We start from the raw sequence: 13,424 nt of genomic DNA on the forward strand, positions 1-13,424 counted from the left end.
ACCGTAGCCCGGCCAAGCGCAGCGCCGCCGGGATTGGCTCCGCACTTCCCCCGGAGGCGGCTAACGCCTTGCCCGGGCTACATAAACCGTAGCCCGGCCGAGCGCAGCGACGCCGGGGAACCCCCGCACAACGGGTCGGCAATGCAAAAACTCACCACCATACCCGCTGGTGCTATTCCCACACATATAGCGCGTCACCACTCGCGAGCCATGCAGACAAATCATTACATGCAAAGTCTTGCACAATGATTTGTATTGTTTATGATTCGGCTGTTCTGAATCATCTGGTAACTTATGCGTAATCGTCAGCTTCTTGCGAAATGGTTTTTGATATTGGCCTGCTTTGCTATGGTTATCTGCCTGGCTCAGCGGACGGTCTATCTACACCATTTTTTACAAGACGCCGCCAGCCCGGTTCAGGTTCTCTCTTCTCCCGCGCCCGATGATGCGCCGGTTGGCCCGTCACCGTGTCAGCTTAGCGCTAATTCATTGCTCTGCGCGCAGCCCGTATTTTTTGATGGCGCATTGCCCGCCGTTATTCTCTTTCTGGCCCTGCTGCAACTACTGACTGCGGAACGGACGTACGTCCCACGGGACACGCCCACAAGGCCTCCTACGCTACGGATCCACCTCAAAAACTGCGTCTTCCGTGAATGAATAATCGTCGTTAGTACGACTTATTATTCAATTTACGGAGAAAACAAATGCTGAATATCTTCAGGGGATTCGTCCTCCTGTTGCTGTCGTGCATGGGCGTGGCTCATGCGGCAGATAGCGGGTGGCTGACCGCCCCGCAAAACGATCACGCCCGGGTACGTTTCCAGGCACAAAAAAGTCAGGATCAATTGCATGGGCTGCTCACCGTCGAGCTGCAATCGGGATGGAAAACCTACTGGCGATCGCCAGGAGAAGGCGGTGTTGCGCCGGAAATCACCTGGAAAAAGGGTGAAACGGCACGGTGGTATTGGCCGGTGCCTTCGCGCTTTGAAATTTCAGGCTTAACCACCCAGGGCTACCACAAGAAGGTCGTCATCCCGATGGTCATCAGCGCAAATGCCGGTGATGTGCTGGATGGGATGCTGACGCTCTCCACCTGTAGCAACGTCTGTCTGCTAACGGACTATCCGCTGCATCTGGATTTCAACCAGCCGGACGACCCCGATTTCGAGGCGGCATTTGCGCAAGCCATGCGCGCTATCCCGGCTGATAGCGGTATTTCAGACGACCTGTCCGCCCATCTTGCTGGCAGCAATCTGGTGATAACCGGCAGCACGGCGGGGGAGTGGCGCGACGCGCAGATTTATTTTGACCCGCTCGAGGGCGGCATTATTCCCGGTGAACCGGCAATAAAAAGCAGTGGAAGCTCGCTGGTTGTAACCACGCCCGTCACCGACGAGTGGGGCGAAAAACCCGCCAGTCTGGCGGGGAAAACGCTCTCTTTCGTCCTCACTAATGACGGCAAGGCGCAGCAAACCACGCTCACGGTGGGCGCCGATCGAGAGGCAGCAGCCGTCGCTGATGCCTCTACGGGCAACCTCGGCCAAATGGTACTGTTTGCCCTGCTCGGCGGGCTTATCTTAAACCTGATGCCCTGCGTTCTACCGGTGATGGGCATGAAGCTTAATTCAGTGCTCCATGGCGGCACGGACACCGCCCGCATCCGGCTGCGATTCCTGGCGACCAGCGCCGGGATTCTGACCTCGTTTGCCCTGTTGGCAGCGATGATTACCGCCCTGAAAATCACCGGCGCTTCACTGGGATGGGGGATTCAGTTCCAGAATCCGTGGTTTATCGGTCTGATGGTTGCCGTCACCTTTATCTTCGCCCTCAATCTGTTCGGCGTCTTTGAGATGCTGCTGCCGTCATCCCTCACCGGACGTATGGCAACGGCGGGAGGCAATGGGCTGGCGGGAAGCTTCTTTGAAGGCGTTTTCGCCACGCTCTTAGCCACCCCGTGCTCCGCACCGTTTCTCGGTACCGCCGTGGCCTTTGCGCTGGCGGCCCCGCTTGGGGATCTGTGGCTCATCTTTATGCTATTAGGTCTGGGGATGGCGCTACCGTGGCTGTTTGTCGCGCTTCTCCCGAAAACGGCGCAGCTGCTGCCGCGTCCCGGCCGCTGGATGAACAGCTTAAAAGTGATTCTGGCTCTGATGATGCTGGCCTCCAGCCTATGGCTGGCGACGCTGCTTAATCAGCATCTGGGGAACACGCTTAGCGGGCTTGTCACGCTGGCGTTGACGGTTATCGCGCTGGGCGCGTTTATTCGCACCGCACCGCGCACCACGTTGGCATTCTGGCTGGTGGTGATTGCGCTTGCAGCCTTTGGCGGATACCAGATTCGGGGGCTCACCCAGGATGATGCGGCGAGGGCATCGACTGCCGATGCGCATCCACTCATCACATGGCAGCCGCTCAGCGAAGAGGCCATCACGCGTGCGCTGACGGACGGTAAACGAGTGTTTGTTGATATCTCCGCCGATTGGTGCGTGACCTGCAAGGTGAATGAACTGCGGGTGCTAAATCAGCCGGAAATCATTGCGGCGCTCAATCAACCGGACGTTGTCGCCCTGCGCGGCGACTGGAGTAAACCGTCCGAACAGATCACCGCGTTTTTGCAAAAGCGTCACAGCTACGCGATCCCCTTTAATCAGGTTTACGGCCCCGCGCTGCCCGACGGTCAAATATTGCCGCCGCTGCTCACTCAGCAGACCGTCCTGACCGCTCTCAAGAATGCTAAAGGTTAATTCATTATGAAAAAGACACTCTTCACCCTGATTTTACTTTCACTGTCCACACAGGCGTTTTCCGCGCCCGCGCTCACCGCGGCGCAGGAGGCTCGCGTGCAGGAGCTGGTCAAAGAAACGTTGCTAAACCACCCGGAAATTCTGGCGGCAGCGGCAGAAAAACTGGATCAACAGGACGCGCAGGCCAACCAGCAACAGCTAGAAGAGGTGATTGCCAAGAATGCCGACTTCCTGTTTCGTGATGCCAATTCACCGCGTATCGGTGCGGCGCATCCCCGTCTGACGCTGGTGGTTTTCACCGACTACAACTGTCCGTACTGCAAGAAATTCGACCCGTATCTGGAAAAGATTGTGGCTAAATATCCCGATGTGGCGGTGCAATTCAAATTCCTGCCGTACCGTTCCGAAAGCTCGGTGACCTCCGCACGCGACGCGCTAACCGTCTGGCGGGCACACCCGGAACAATTTATGAAATTTAACGATATCCTGATGGCAAAAAAGGGCTATCACGATGATGCCAGCATTGCTCAGGCGAAAACGAAGGCGGGCGTGACGGTGAATAAGCCGGATGAGCAGAGCATGCAGACGCTGAAGAAAAGCCTCATGCTGGCGCAAGAGTTAGGGATTCAGGGCACCCCGGCGACGCTTATCGGCAACGAAATGCTGTCCGGTTGGGTTCCCTTTGAACAATTTGATGCTATGGTCAGCGACGCGCTGAAAAAACGCTAAACCGGCATTCGGGGGAACACACGCTCCCCCGTTTCACAAGAGGCGACGATGAAACGTATTCTTTTATCTGCTCTACTGATGACACCCGTTCTGGCCTATGCGCAGGACACTATTCCCGATATCGTTAAACGCTTTAGCGATCGGCAAAATATCACCAATCTGAAGCCCGTGCAGGCGCCCGGCGGCATGAAAAGCTGGGTCGGTCAGTATCAGGATATGGGGGTCAACCTGTTCTTAACTCCCGATGGCCAGCACGTTATCTCGGGCTATCTCTACGATGACAAGGGTAAAAACCTTAGCGAAGGCTATTTCACCGAACAGATTTACATCCCGCTCGGTCGGGAGATGTGGCAGACCCTCAACAAAACCAAAGCGCTGAAAGAGGGAGCCGATACCGCGCCGCGTAAAGTATTCGTCTTTGCCGACCCGTTCTGCCCGTACTGTAAAACGTTCTGGTCGGCAGCCCAGCCGTGGGTCGCCGCGGGTAAAGTGCAGCTTAATACGCTGATGGTGGCGTTCTTAAACCCGAAAAGTGGCCGCAACGCCACCGCCATCCTCAACGCGCCCGACCCGGTCAGCGCCTGGCGTGAATACGAGCTTTCGGGGGGCAAAAAACTGCCGCGCTTTGACGGCGCCACGCCGCGTGAAACCTTTAATCTTCTACAACACCATCAGCAGCTGATGGACTCGCTCGGCGCCAACGCCACGCCGGCTATTTATTATATGAATGATCGTAATGAGCTTCAGCAGGTGGTGGGGATGCCGGATGAGAAACAGCTGATTGAGATGTTTGGCCCGAGGCCGTAGTGGGCTGATGGTATTTTAATCAGGTGCTTTCGTGAGCGTGGGGGAGGCTGAGCACTCGCCTGCGCTGGCGCGCCCTTATTTGTCGACAAGGCGGAAGTATTGCTTCCGTTATTTTCTCTATTACCATCGACGGGCGGAAATGATATTTCCGCAAATCGCAACATCACATTAGCGTTATTTAATGATTATTGTGTTGACGCAAAAAACGATATACATCAATGGGGTATAATGATCGCCTGAATTGAATGATGGCTTCTTCTGAGATAATGAAATACGCACTTTTACTGTTAGCTTTTCTTTCTGCGCCCAGTTGGGCATTGAACTTCACCTCAACGCACCTGCGATTACACTGCCCATCGCGAGGCATCGTGGAAATCACGCTTCACGTCTATGAGCATGTTTCTGAACTGTGGAATGGGCATTTTGAAGTGGGTGCCGGGCATCGCTCGCGTGATGGCATGGATCTGGTGAAATTTATCAACGGCGATCTGCTTATCCATCAAAGTCATACCGATGAGTTTCTTTTCCGCTATGCCGGAGAAAGTACGCTACGGCACTGCCAGAAACTTTCGGAAAGCCCGGTCAGCGTGGTGTCTTTACCTTACTATCGCTCGGCGTCGGTCTGACGCCGGTTCTCCTGCGCCCAGGCCATAAACGCTTTTTTCGGCAATGACGGGCTATACAGCCAACCTTGACCCGATTGCACGCCGTGCGCGACCAGCCAGTCGCGCTGGCACTCGCTCTCAATGCCTTCGGCCACCATCGATAAGTTGAGTGATTTAGCAATCTCAATGATATGGGCGGTCACCGGATTACACGCCAGCGTGTCGACGAAGCATTTGTCGATTTTGAGCGTATCCACCTCAAGTTCTTGCAGATAGCTCAGGCTGGAATAGCCGACACCAAAGTCATCGATATAAATCGGGTGGCCCGCCTGGCGATAGCTCTGGAGTACCGGCAGCGCTTTTTCCGGGGAGACCAGAACGCGCTCGGTTAACTCAATGGCAATTTGGCTCGGCTCCACGCCCCAACGCGCGCACTGCTGGCTCATCAACGCGGGTAGCGTCGATGAATAGAGGTCGGTTGCCGCAATATTAATCGAAATATGCTGCTCTGGATGCTGCGCCAGCCAGCGCCCCATCTCGCTGAACACGCTGCTGACAATATGCTCAGTCAGCTGGGTAATCACCCCTGTTTGTTCAGCAAGAGGGATGAACATGTCCGGCGGCAGCCAGTGCCCATCGGGTTGCTGCCAGCGAGCTAGCGCCTCGGCGCCGATAATGCGGCCGCTTTTTAGCGCCACGATAGGCTGATAGTGAACGGTAATTTCCCCGGCTTTAATCGCATCAAGAATACGGTAGTGGGACGATTGTAGCTGGCGCAAAATGCGCAGCATCAGGAACGAAGCCAGCGCGCTAAGCACTAACCCAACCGGTAGCCAGAAAAGCAGCTGGTGGTACCAACTGTTATCGATAGGATTTGTCGTAGACCAGGTTAATAAGATGCCGCCAACCGGGGGAAGAAGCTGCTGTTTATACACCACACCGTTATGTTCTATCACCGGTTGGAAGGTGTGGAGGGCGTTTTGCCAGATATCCGGGTCGATGGCATAGTTGCTGGCGATAACCCGATGGTTACGGGTACTAATGATTGCCGCATGAAGAGGGTAGGCGGGATGCGGCAGCACATCGATCATCGAGTCAGGATCGATCATCACCATATATTTCCCGCGACTGACGGCAATCATATTGTCGTTGGTCTGCAGATCGTAACGCGATGTTAACCACACGCGGTATCCGCCGGGAGTGACAAATTCAGAATTCGGCACTTTCTGAGATAGCGTATTCCTGAGCAGTTCGCAGGGCTTAATGGCATTATCCAGATAAAAAATACCTTGAATATATTGATGAATATAGGACACTTTTTGTAGCTGCCGCAGATGTTCCAGACTACAAGGTTCGCCCTTAAAGCGATTGATTTCATTTAGCGCGGTGCGGACCTGGTCTTTTACACGCTGGGTACGCGCCAGAATGCGGTCGGCATAACCGTCCATTTCCTGATTGAACAGGTCATTGGCCTGACGGTGAGCCAGCCACAGGCTGAGGATAATGGGAAGCAGGATTGAGACAATCAGCACGCTTGTGACGAGTCTCACCAGGCGCTGTGTGGTCATCAATAATCCTTAACGATCGAGCAGAGTGGGGAAGAACCAATGCGCAAATTATATCGATGTGTCCCCTGTCCGGCTATATCAACATAAACAATGGTCCTATTATCAGACTTTTCGAATTGTTATTGTATAAAATTTCCCCTTCAGATTGACCTGAAGGGGAAATAACGAGGATTAAAGGACGCCGAAGAATTTTGGCAGGAACAGCGAAATGGCCGGGATATAGGTCACCAGTAGCAGCACGAGGAACAGCACCGCGTAGAACGGCAGCATCGCTTTCACCACTTGCTCAATTTTCTGCTTACTCACAGCACTTGCCACGAACAGCACCGAACCGACCGGCGGGGTAATTAAGCCAATGCCGAGGTTAACCAGCATAATCATGCCGAAGTGCACCGGGTCGATACCCAAAGCGTTAGTGACGGGCAGCAGCACCGGGGTGAGAATCAAAATCAGCGGCGCCATATCCATCAACGTACCGATAAGTAGCAGCATGATGTTAATGCACATCAGGATCACGTACTTATTATCGGAGATGCTGGTGAAGGCTTCGGTAATACGCATCGGCAGCTGCATGTAAGTCATGATGGCGCCGAATGCCGCGGCAAAACCGATAAGAATCATAACGATGGTGACGGTTTTCACCGTGCGATACATCAGCTTTGGTAGTTCAGACCATTTGTAATCGCGATAGATAAACATGGTGACGAAGAACGACCACAGACAGGCAATTGCCGCAGATTCGGTGGCGGTAAAGATGCCGGATAAGATCCCACCCATAATGATGACTACGGTCATCAAACCCCACAGAGTATCGACGAAAATCTTCAATGCCTGGCGGAAGGGCACGCGTTCACCTTTCGGATAGCCGCGTTTGTTGGCGAAGCACACGCACATGACCATCAGCGATAGGCTCAGCAACAAGCCAGGCAGAATACCGGCGATAAACAGTGCGGCGATGGAAACCGTACCGCCCGTTGCCAGCGAATAAATCACCGAGTTATGGCTAGGCGGGGTGAGAATGGCCTGTACGGAACCGCTGGCGGTGACGGCGGCGGCAAAGTCACGCGGATAGCCTTTTTTGTCCATTTCCGGGATCATCACCGAACCGATGGATGCCGTATCGGCGACCGAAGAACCCGAAATCGCGCCGAAGAAAGTGGAGGCCACGATATTCACCAGTGAGAGTCCGCCGCGAATAAAACCGACGAAAATATAGGCAAAGTTCACCAGTCTGCGGGCGATACCGCCCTCCGCCATAATGGCCCCGGCCAGAATAAAGAACGGGATGGCCAGCAAGGAGAATTTATTGACCCCATTGGTGAGCTGGATCATGACCGCTTCCAGCGGGATATCAATATACCAGGCACCGATAATCGCGCTAATGCCGACTGCGAAGGCCACCGGCACCCCAATCGCCAGCATAATTGCCAGCGTAAAAACGAGAATAAATGCGTCCATCTGCTTTCCTTTTCTCAAAAGTAGGGGGGTTAACTGGTGGAACCCAGCATCACGACAGGACGTTGGTACTGCGGGCCGCGCCAGAGCTTCTCAATGATGAAAAGCACGGTGATGGCAGAACCAATAGGCAGCGGCAGGTAATTTTCTCCTGCGGTTAATAACGGGAACTCAGCGACCGGTTGCTCCCACAGCTCGTAGCACAGCAGAGTGCCGTACCACAAAATAAACAGGCTGATGGCCATCATCGTTATGTCGGCCAGAATTAAGCACAGGCGGCGAGCGCCTTCTCCCAGACGGTCGGTGACCATGCTGACCGCAATATGGGAACCTGCACGATAACTGACCGCCGCACCAATAAAGGTAAAGGTCACCATACATAAAATAGCCACCGGCTCGGGCCAGGACAGCGCGCTGTTCATCACGTAACGGGCGAAAATACCCACGGGAATAACTGCCACCATAACTAATAATGCAATTCCGGCAATCCACATGGAGATTCGGTAGATAATATCCATGACTGACGAATAGCGTTCATCCATAATAATGACCTCGAATTATTTAGGCTGTAGTTGGGCGAAATCATTCGCCCAACTAAAGTGTTACTTCACATCCTGAATTTTCTTGATGAGATCCTGATGGTCTTTACCATATTTATCACGCACCGATTGAGTGGCGTCATAATATGCTTTGGTATCGATATCGTGGAACTGAACGCCGTTGGCTTTCATCGTTTCGAGAGATTTAGCATTATAGGCTTCCCATAATTCGCGCTGTTCAATCTGGGCTTCTTTAGCCAGTTTTAAAATTAATTGCTGATCTTCTTTTTTCAGCTTGTCCCATTTTGGTTTAGAAAACAGGAACAGTTCAGGCATGATGAAGTGTTTACTCCAGGTAAAGTTCTTCGCAACCGGTAAATAGTTATGGGCGACGTAGGTTGGCGGGTTATTTTCGGTGCCGTCAATCACGCCGGTTTGCATCCCGCTGAACACTTCACTGGTGCCCATCGCGATGGCGTTTGCACCCATGGCTTTTAAGGTGTCGAGTGCAACCGGGCTAGTCTGGACGCGAATCTTCATGCCCTTGAGGTCTTCGGGTTTGACCACCGGCGCTTTGGTAATCAGGTTACGGGTTCCGGCATCCATCCAGCCGAGGAATACCAGACGAGACTTGCTGTTTCCGGTCAGCCGGTCGCCGATTTCCTGGCCAATCATACCGTCGAGAACGTGGTGCATATGCGTTTCATCGCGGAAGATATAGGGCAGGGTAAAGACGTTAATCTCAGGCAAAATGGCGGCCACGGGCGCCATTGATACACGGATGATATCAATGGCGCCAAGCTGGGCCTGCTCAATCATCTGTTTTTCATCACCCAGTACGCCGCCGGGAAAGGTCTTGATATCCAGTCGGCCGTCGGTGGCAGCGTTGAGTTTTTCACCCATATGTTTAACGGCGACAACGTTAGGATAATCAGCAGGATGGACGTCAGCGGCGCGGAGGGTTTGGGCCACGGTGGCGTGGGTGCTCAATAAGAGGGTCGTACCAATACATAAACTTAACAGGGTTTTCGTCAGTTTCATTTTCCGTCTCCAGACACTTATTAATATCCATTAATGAAAATACTATTCAGAGTAATAACCGCCCGGGTGAGAAGACGGTGAACAATGACTTTAACGATGTTACCGGGCCAGACTAATAGGTGTAACAAGTTATTACGATGATGTTCTTCACAAAAAAAGAAATGACGCGCTTAAAAATGGCACGGCGTTTCAAAAGTGTTGGTGGCTTCGGGTTTTTGACGGGTAAATGCACGTGAGAGGTTCAGTGATGTGAGTGCTATCACTTATTTTGTTTCATTAAAAATAAAACATAAATATTCTGTCACGCATTAATCGTAATATTTATTAATAACATTAATATTAATGCTGATAATGAAAGTTGAGGGTGTTATGAAAAAAGGAAAGGCGGGGCGGTTTTATGAAGCACGATTTTCACGCTAATAACCCCCTTTCCCATGAACGATGAGAAAGGGGGGCCGGACTTACATCCCGGAGAACACGTTCATGATAATTCCGCCGCTAATAATTAATACCATAGCGAAAATAGCCGGTAAGTCGGGTTTTTGCTTATAGAGGATCATTGAGCAAATGGTCACGCCGACGATGCCAAAACCGCACCACAGCGAGTAGGCCACGCCCACTGGAATCGTGCTCATAGCGCGGGTTAGCGCGAAGTAGCACAGCGAATAGGCGCACACCACCAGCACCGATGGCCACAGGCGGCTGAAGCCATTGGTTTTTTTAATCATTGAGGTGCCGGTAATTTCAGAACCGATAGACAGTGCCAGCCATAAAAATCCGAGATTAAACATATGCTATTCCTTGTGCGTTAGTTGGCGATTTTTTTCTCGAGGGTAGAAACCGGCGTAGGTGGCGTTTCTTCTTCCTCTTCATGACCCATTTTTGAGAACAGATTCATAATCACGATGCCGCTGGCAATAATGACCATACCAATCACGGCAGCAGTGTCAGGATGCTGGCCGTAGAAGGCCATACCTAACGTTGAGACAACGAGAATGCCGGTGCCGGACCAGGTGGCATAAGCCAGACCAACCGGGATATCTTTCACCGCACGCGACAAGGAGTAGTAACAAACACAGTAGAGCACGACGATCAGCGCCAGCAGCAGGGTTTTAGTGGCCCCTTCGCTGGTATCGAACATTTTAAGGGTGGAAGTGGCTGAGGTTTCTGACAGGATAACCAACAGCATCCATAGCCAGCATTTTGTTTTAGAAGACATAATCTAAACTCCAGGGTTAATTATCGAGGTCAGTTTTTTGCTTTGCTTTAATAAAATCGACGGCAGCATCGGTCAGTACAACGTTGGGCGCCCCGGCCAGCGACGGATTATTGACGATATCTGTGACAGTCAGATAACGGCGGGTCGTCGCATCAGCGGTCGGCCGGTCTGTGCCCGAGGCCAGTTTTTCCAGCATTTCATTCAGGGTACAAAGCGTGACGCCAATCGCCGTTAATCGGGAGAGCGTCGCTTCAACATGCGCGGCGTACCGACTGTTGTCGCTACAACCGCGCAGTTGGTTTAGCTCGCTGCGCGGGTCGCAGTGATAGCGCAAAGCCAGCACCGGGATCCCGGCCAATAGCGCATCGTGCAGCCGACGTGCGACCGGACTTTGCAGCGTACCGCTCACCAGTTCTGCCGCCAGCGGGTAATCGAGAAACGGCAGCAGTAGCGCTTTATAGCGAGTCTGCGGCAGCGCGCGCTGCCAGTCGGGTAGCGTCTCACCCAACTCGCGCCACTGTTCGCCGTCGGCAATGTCACTCTCCAGCGCCAGATGCAGCCGCTCGCCGCATCCCGCCAGCCGTTGGCGGATCACGTGGCGATACCCCAACGCTTGCGTCACCATCACCAACACCGGCGGCTGCAAACGCGCGAGGATCAGTGTTACCAGACGTTCTGTCTGTGCATCGGTCATGCTGGCCTCCCTTAGCGAACGAGCGTCACCTGCGCGCCGTTTTTCAGCCCGGCAGCATTCGCTTCTTCGGTATCGATATGGAACTCGAGCGCGAAATCTTCGCGAACTCGTACCACCACCTCATCAAAGGTAAGCTGGCGTTCTCCGGCGCTGCGCACGCTCACCTTCTGTCCGTTAACCACATTCAACCGGCGGGCGTCCTGCGGCGACATATGAATATGCCGCCAGGCGCAGATCACCTGCGAATGCAAATCGACGTGGCCCTTCGGCCCGACCAGCAGCGCGTCACCGGCTTTCTCTAACTGACCGGACTCGCGAACCGGTGCGCTGATGCCCAGCGTAAAGCAATCAGCGCGCGACACCTCAAGCTGGGTGACGGGACGGGTTGGCCCCAGCACGCGGACGTTTTTCAGCGAGCCTTTTGGCCCGACGATGGTCACGCACTCTTCGGCGGCAAACTGCCCCGGCTGACGCAGCGGCTTCAGCGGCGTTAAAGTGTAGCCCTTGCCAAATAACGCCTCGACGTCCTGCTGTGCCAGATGCACATGGCGATTAGAAATTCCCACCGGAATCGTCGGTGCCGCTTCGTGCAACCGGGCGACGATCTTTTCTCGTAGCAGGGTGTCAATCATGCCTTTTTCCCTTTCTTATGCGCCGCGTTCTTATCCTCGCTAATCGGCGCGGGTGCCTGCGGCTCGATAACCGGTGCGTCGATAACCGTCGTGACCGGCGCTTTTGCCCGCGGTGGATGCCCCTTCAGATTGCTGAGTGCATCGACGATGCAGCGTTCCGGGCGGGCAATCACCAGCGAGTGAACCTCGGCGTCGGTGGCTGAGGCCACTTCCACACCGCGTTCAATGGCGGTATGCACGGCGCTGATCTCACCTTCAAAGCAGACGCTCACCAGCCCGGAACCGACTTTACGATAGCCGATACAGGTCACGCCTGCGGCTTTACAGGCTGCATCTACGGCCTGAATGGCGGCGACTAATCCTCGCGTTTCAATGACGCCTAAACTTTTCATGATCGGCTCCTTTAGTGACGAACTAAGCGAATATCAAAATCAAATTGCGCAAAAAAGGCTTCCAGCTTGTTCAGCTCTTCCACGCTGTAGGTCGGGTCTTTTAAGATGGGGTAGGGCATCTCCAGACGCTCATATTTCTTACGTCCCAACTGGTGGTACGGCAGCATATCGATACGGCGGATATTGCCGCGCTTCGCCAGCTTCTGAACATAGTCGATGGCCCCGGTGATGGCCTCCCAGGAGTCGTTATAGCCCCGAACCAGCGGCATACGCACAATCACGTTGGCCCCTGAGTCCACCAGCCACTCCAGATTGCGCCGCACTCCTTCGTTACCGATGCCGAACAGCGCCTTATGGTGATCGCTGTCAATCTGCTTGATGTCGAATAAGAAGGTATCGGTGACCGGCGCCAGCTTCTGATAGTTTGCCAGCGGCGTGGTGCCCTGGGTTTCGACGGCGGTATTGAGCATCATTTTTTTGCATTCACTAAACAGCGCGACGGCAAAATCGGTTTGCAGACTCATTTCACCGCCGCCGATGGTCACGCCGCCGCCGGAGGAAATGTAGAAATCATAGTCCTGCATAATGATGTCCATCAGCTCGCTGACGGTGACGTCTTTGCCCATAATATCCAGCGCATTCTGGGTGCAAATCTCTTCACACTTGCGGCAGCCGATACAGTCTTTATTGCGGTTGACGAAGTGCTTCATCTCGCCGTTTTCTTCCGCGCGATAGTGAATCCCCGCCGGGCAGACGTTGACGCAATCGCCGCAGTTAATGCATTTATCCTGCGAGAACATCACCTGAAACTGGCTTGAAAGCCCTTCAGGGTTGGCGCACCACGGGCAGCGAATATTGCAGCCTTTGAAAAACACCAGCGTGCGAATACCGTCGCCGTCGTAAATGGAGTACTTCTGGATGTTAAAAATGCGCCCGGTTAATTCTGTCTTTCCTGTCACGCTTGCCTCCTGAAAACGTTGGACGTCCTTGTCCTTTAGG

General features: G+C 53.6%; 15 protein-coding genes. 5 read left to right on the top strand and 10 right to left on the bottom strand.

The window, feature by feature from the left end:
* The first annotated feature begins 294 nt into the window (after positions 1-294).
* The 5 genes from ACIPDS_RS01180 to ACIPDS_RS01200 all read left to right on the top strand — a co-directional run bounded on the left by ACIPDS_RS01180 (position 295) and on the right by ACIPDS_RS01200 (position 4,906).
* Complete coding sequence (locus ACIPDS_RS01180) at positions 295-657, top strand: hypothetical protein (RefSeq protein WP_400732037.1); 363 nt, start codon at positions 295-297, stop codon at positions 655-657.
* 47 nt (positions 658-704) lie between these two features.
* Positions 705-2,744, top strand: a complete 2,040-nt coding sequence (locus ACIPDS_RS01185; protein WP_400732038.1) for a protein-disulfide reductase DsbD family protein — start codon at positions 705-707, stop codon at positions 2,742-2,744.
* A gap of 6 nt (positions 2,745-2,750) precedes the next feature.
* Entirely contained in the window at positions 2,751-3,473 is a 723-nt protein-coding gene (locus tag ACIPDS_RS01190) for a DsbA family protein (RefSeq protein ID WP_400732039.1), read from the top strand.
* A 48-nt stretch (positions 3,474-3,521) separates the two neighbouring features.
* A complete protein-coding gene (gene dsbG, locus ACIPDS_RS01195; RefSeq protein ID WP_400732041.1) occupies positions 3,522-4,280 on the top strand; it encodes a thiol:disulfide interchange protein DsbG in 759 nt (252 codons plus the stop codon).
* A gap of 266 nt (positions 4,281-4,546) precedes the next feature.
* Positions 4,547-4,906 carry a hypothetical protein gene (locus ACIPDS_RS01200; protein WP_166514324.1) on the top strand — a complete coding sequence of 120 codons (360 nt, stop codon included), beginning with the start codon at positions 4,547-4,549 and terminating at the stop codon, positions 4,904-4,906.
* Here the strand turns inward: ACIPDS_RS01200 and ACIPDS_RS01205 are convergent.
* The 10 genes from ACIPDS_RS01205 to cutD all read right to left on the bottom strand — a co-directional run bounded on the left by ACIPDS_RS01205 (position 4,885) and on the right by cutD (position 13,384).
* Positions 4,885-6,453: an EAL domain-containing protein gene (locus ACIPDS_RS01205; protein WP_400732042.1), complete on the bottom strand. Its 1,569-nt coding sequence runs from the start codon at positions 6,451-6,453 to the stop codon at positions 4,885-4,887. The two genes, ACIPDS_RS01200 and ACIPDS_RS01205, sit on opposite strands and share 22 nt — an antisense overlap.
* Before the next feature lie 171 nt (positions 6,454-6,624).
* On the bottom strand, positions 6,625-7,911 hold the full coding sequence (locus tag ACIPDS_RS01210) for a TRAP transporter large permease (protein WP_400732044.1): 1,287 nt from the start codon (positions 7,909-7,911) through the stop codon (positions 6,625-6,627).
* A gap of 29 nt (positions 7,912-7,940) precedes the next feature.
* On the bottom strand, positions 7,941-8,450 hold the full coding sequence (locus ACIPDS_RS01215) for a TRAP transporter small permease (protein ID WP_166514321.1): 510 nt from the start codon (positions 8,448-8,450) through the stop codon (positions 7,941-7,943).
* 60 nt (positions 8,451-8,510) lie between these two features.
* A complete protein-coding gene (locus ACIPDS_RS01220; protein WP_400732046.1) occupies positions 8,511-9,488 on the bottom strand; it encodes a TRAP transporter substrate-binding protein in 978 nt (325 codons plus the stop codon).
* Between the two features lie 461 nt (positions 9,489-9,949).
* Positions 9,950-10,279 (bottom strand): multidrug efflux SMR transporter, encoded by a 330-nt coding sequence (locus tag ACIPDS_RS01225; RefSeq protein ID WP_062778399.1) that lies wholly within the window; start codon positions 10,277-10,279, stop codon positions 9,950-9,952.
* A gap of 17 nt (positions 10,280-10,296) precedes the next feature.
* On the bottom strand, positions 10,297-10,707 hold the full coding sequence (locus ACIPDS_RS01230) for a multidrug efflux SMR transporter (RefSeq protein WP_166514318.1): 411 nt from the start codon (positions 10,705-10,707) through the stop codon (positions 10,297-10,299).
* A 16-nt stretch (positions 10,708-10,723) separates the two neighbouring features.
* Positions 10,724-11,401 carry a hypothetical protein gene (locus tag ACIPDS_RS01235; protein ID WP_400732049.1) on the bottom strand — a complete coding sequence of 226 codons (678 nt, stop codon included), beginning with the start codon at positions 11,399-11,401 and terminating at the stop codon, positions 10,724-10,726.
* 11 nt (positions 11,402-11,412) lie between these two features.
* Positions 11,413-12,033, bottom strand: coding sequence for a phosphate propanoyltransferase (locus tag ACIPDS_RS01240; protein ID WP_400732051.1), 621 nt, complete (start codon positions 12,031-12,033; stop codon positions 11,413-11,415).
* A complete protein-coding gene (locus tag ACIPDS_RS01245; protein ID WP_166514315.1) occupies positions 12,030-12,425 on the bottom strand; it encodes a BMC domain-containing protein in 396 nt (131 codons plus the stop codon). Before ACIPDS_RS01245 ends, ACIPDS_RS01240 begins: the two co-directional genes overlap by 4 nt.
* An 11-nt stretch (positions 12,426-12,436) precedes the next feature.
* Entirely contained in the window at positions 12,437-13,384 is a 948-nt protein-coding gene (gene cutD, locus ACIPDS_RS01250; protein WP_166514314.1) for a choline TMA-lyase-activating enzyme, read from the bottom strand.
* Positions 13,385-13,424: the final 40 nt, after the last annotated feature.

Source organism: Kluyvera sp. NPDC087067, from assembly GCF_044745165.1.
GTDB lineage: Bacteria > Pseudomonadota > Gammaproteobacteria > Enterobacterales > Enterobacteriaceae > Kluyvera.

Bases quoted from the DNA above. Each gene is read 5' to 3' on its own strand.
- dsbG (WP_400732041.1), top strand. From the start codon at position 3,522: ATGAAACGTATTCTTTTATCTGCTCTACTGATGACACCCGTTCTGGCC.
- ACIPDS_RS01230 (WP_166514318.1), bottom strand. From the start codon at position 10,707: ATGTCTTCTAAAACAAAATGCTGGCTATGGATGCTGTTGGTTATCCTG.
- ACIPDS_RS01180 (WP_400732037.1), top strand. From the start codon at position 295: ATGCGTAATCGTCAGCTTCTTGCGAAATGGTTTTTGATATTGGCCTGC.
- ACIPDS_RS01185 (WP_400732038.1), top strand. From the start codon at position 705: ATGCTGAATATCTTCAGGGGATTCGTCCTCCTGTTGCTGTCGTGCATG.
- ACIPDS_RS01190 (WP_400732039.1), top strand. From the start codon at position 2,751: ATGAAAAAGACACTCTTCACCCTGATTTTACTTTCACTGTCCACACAG.
- ACIPDS_RS01225 (WP_062778399.1), bottom strand. From the start codon at position 10,279: ATGTTTAATCTCGGATTTTTATGGCTGGCACTGTCTATCGGTTCTGAA.
- ACIPDS_RS01205 (WP_400732042.1), bottom strand. From the start codon at position 6,453: ATGACCACACAGCGCCTGGTGAGACTCGTCACAAGCGTGCTGATTGTC.
- ACIPDS_RS01240 (WP_400732051.1), bottom strand. From the start codon at position 12,033: ATGATTGACACCCTGCTACGAGAAAAGATCGTCGCCCGGTTGCACGAA.
- ACIPDS_RS01220 (WP_400732046.1), bottom strand. From the start codon at position 9,488: ATGAAACTGACGAAAACCCTGTTAAGTTTATGTATTGGTACGACCCTC.
- ACIPDS_RS01210 (WP_400732044.1), bottom strand. From the start codon at position 7,911: ATGGACGCATTTATTCTCGTTTTTACGCTGGCAATTATGCTGGCGATT.
- ACIPDS_RS01245 (WP_166514315.1), bottom strand. From the start codon at position 12,425: ATGAAAAGTTTAGGCGTCATTGAAACGCGAGGATTAGTCGCCGCCATT.
- ACIPDS_RS01200 (WP_166514324.1), top strand. From the start codon at position 4,547: ATGAAATACGCACTTTTACTGTTAGCTTTTCTTTCTGCGCCCAGTTGG.
- ACIPDS_RS01215 (WP_166514321.1), bottom strand. From the start codon at position 8,450: ATGGATGAACGCTATTCGTCAGTCATGGATATTATCTACCGAATCTCC.
- ACIPDS_RS01235 (WP_400732049.1), bottom strand. From the start codon at position 11,401: ATGACCGATGCACAGACAGAACGTCTGGTAACACTGATCCTCGCGCGT.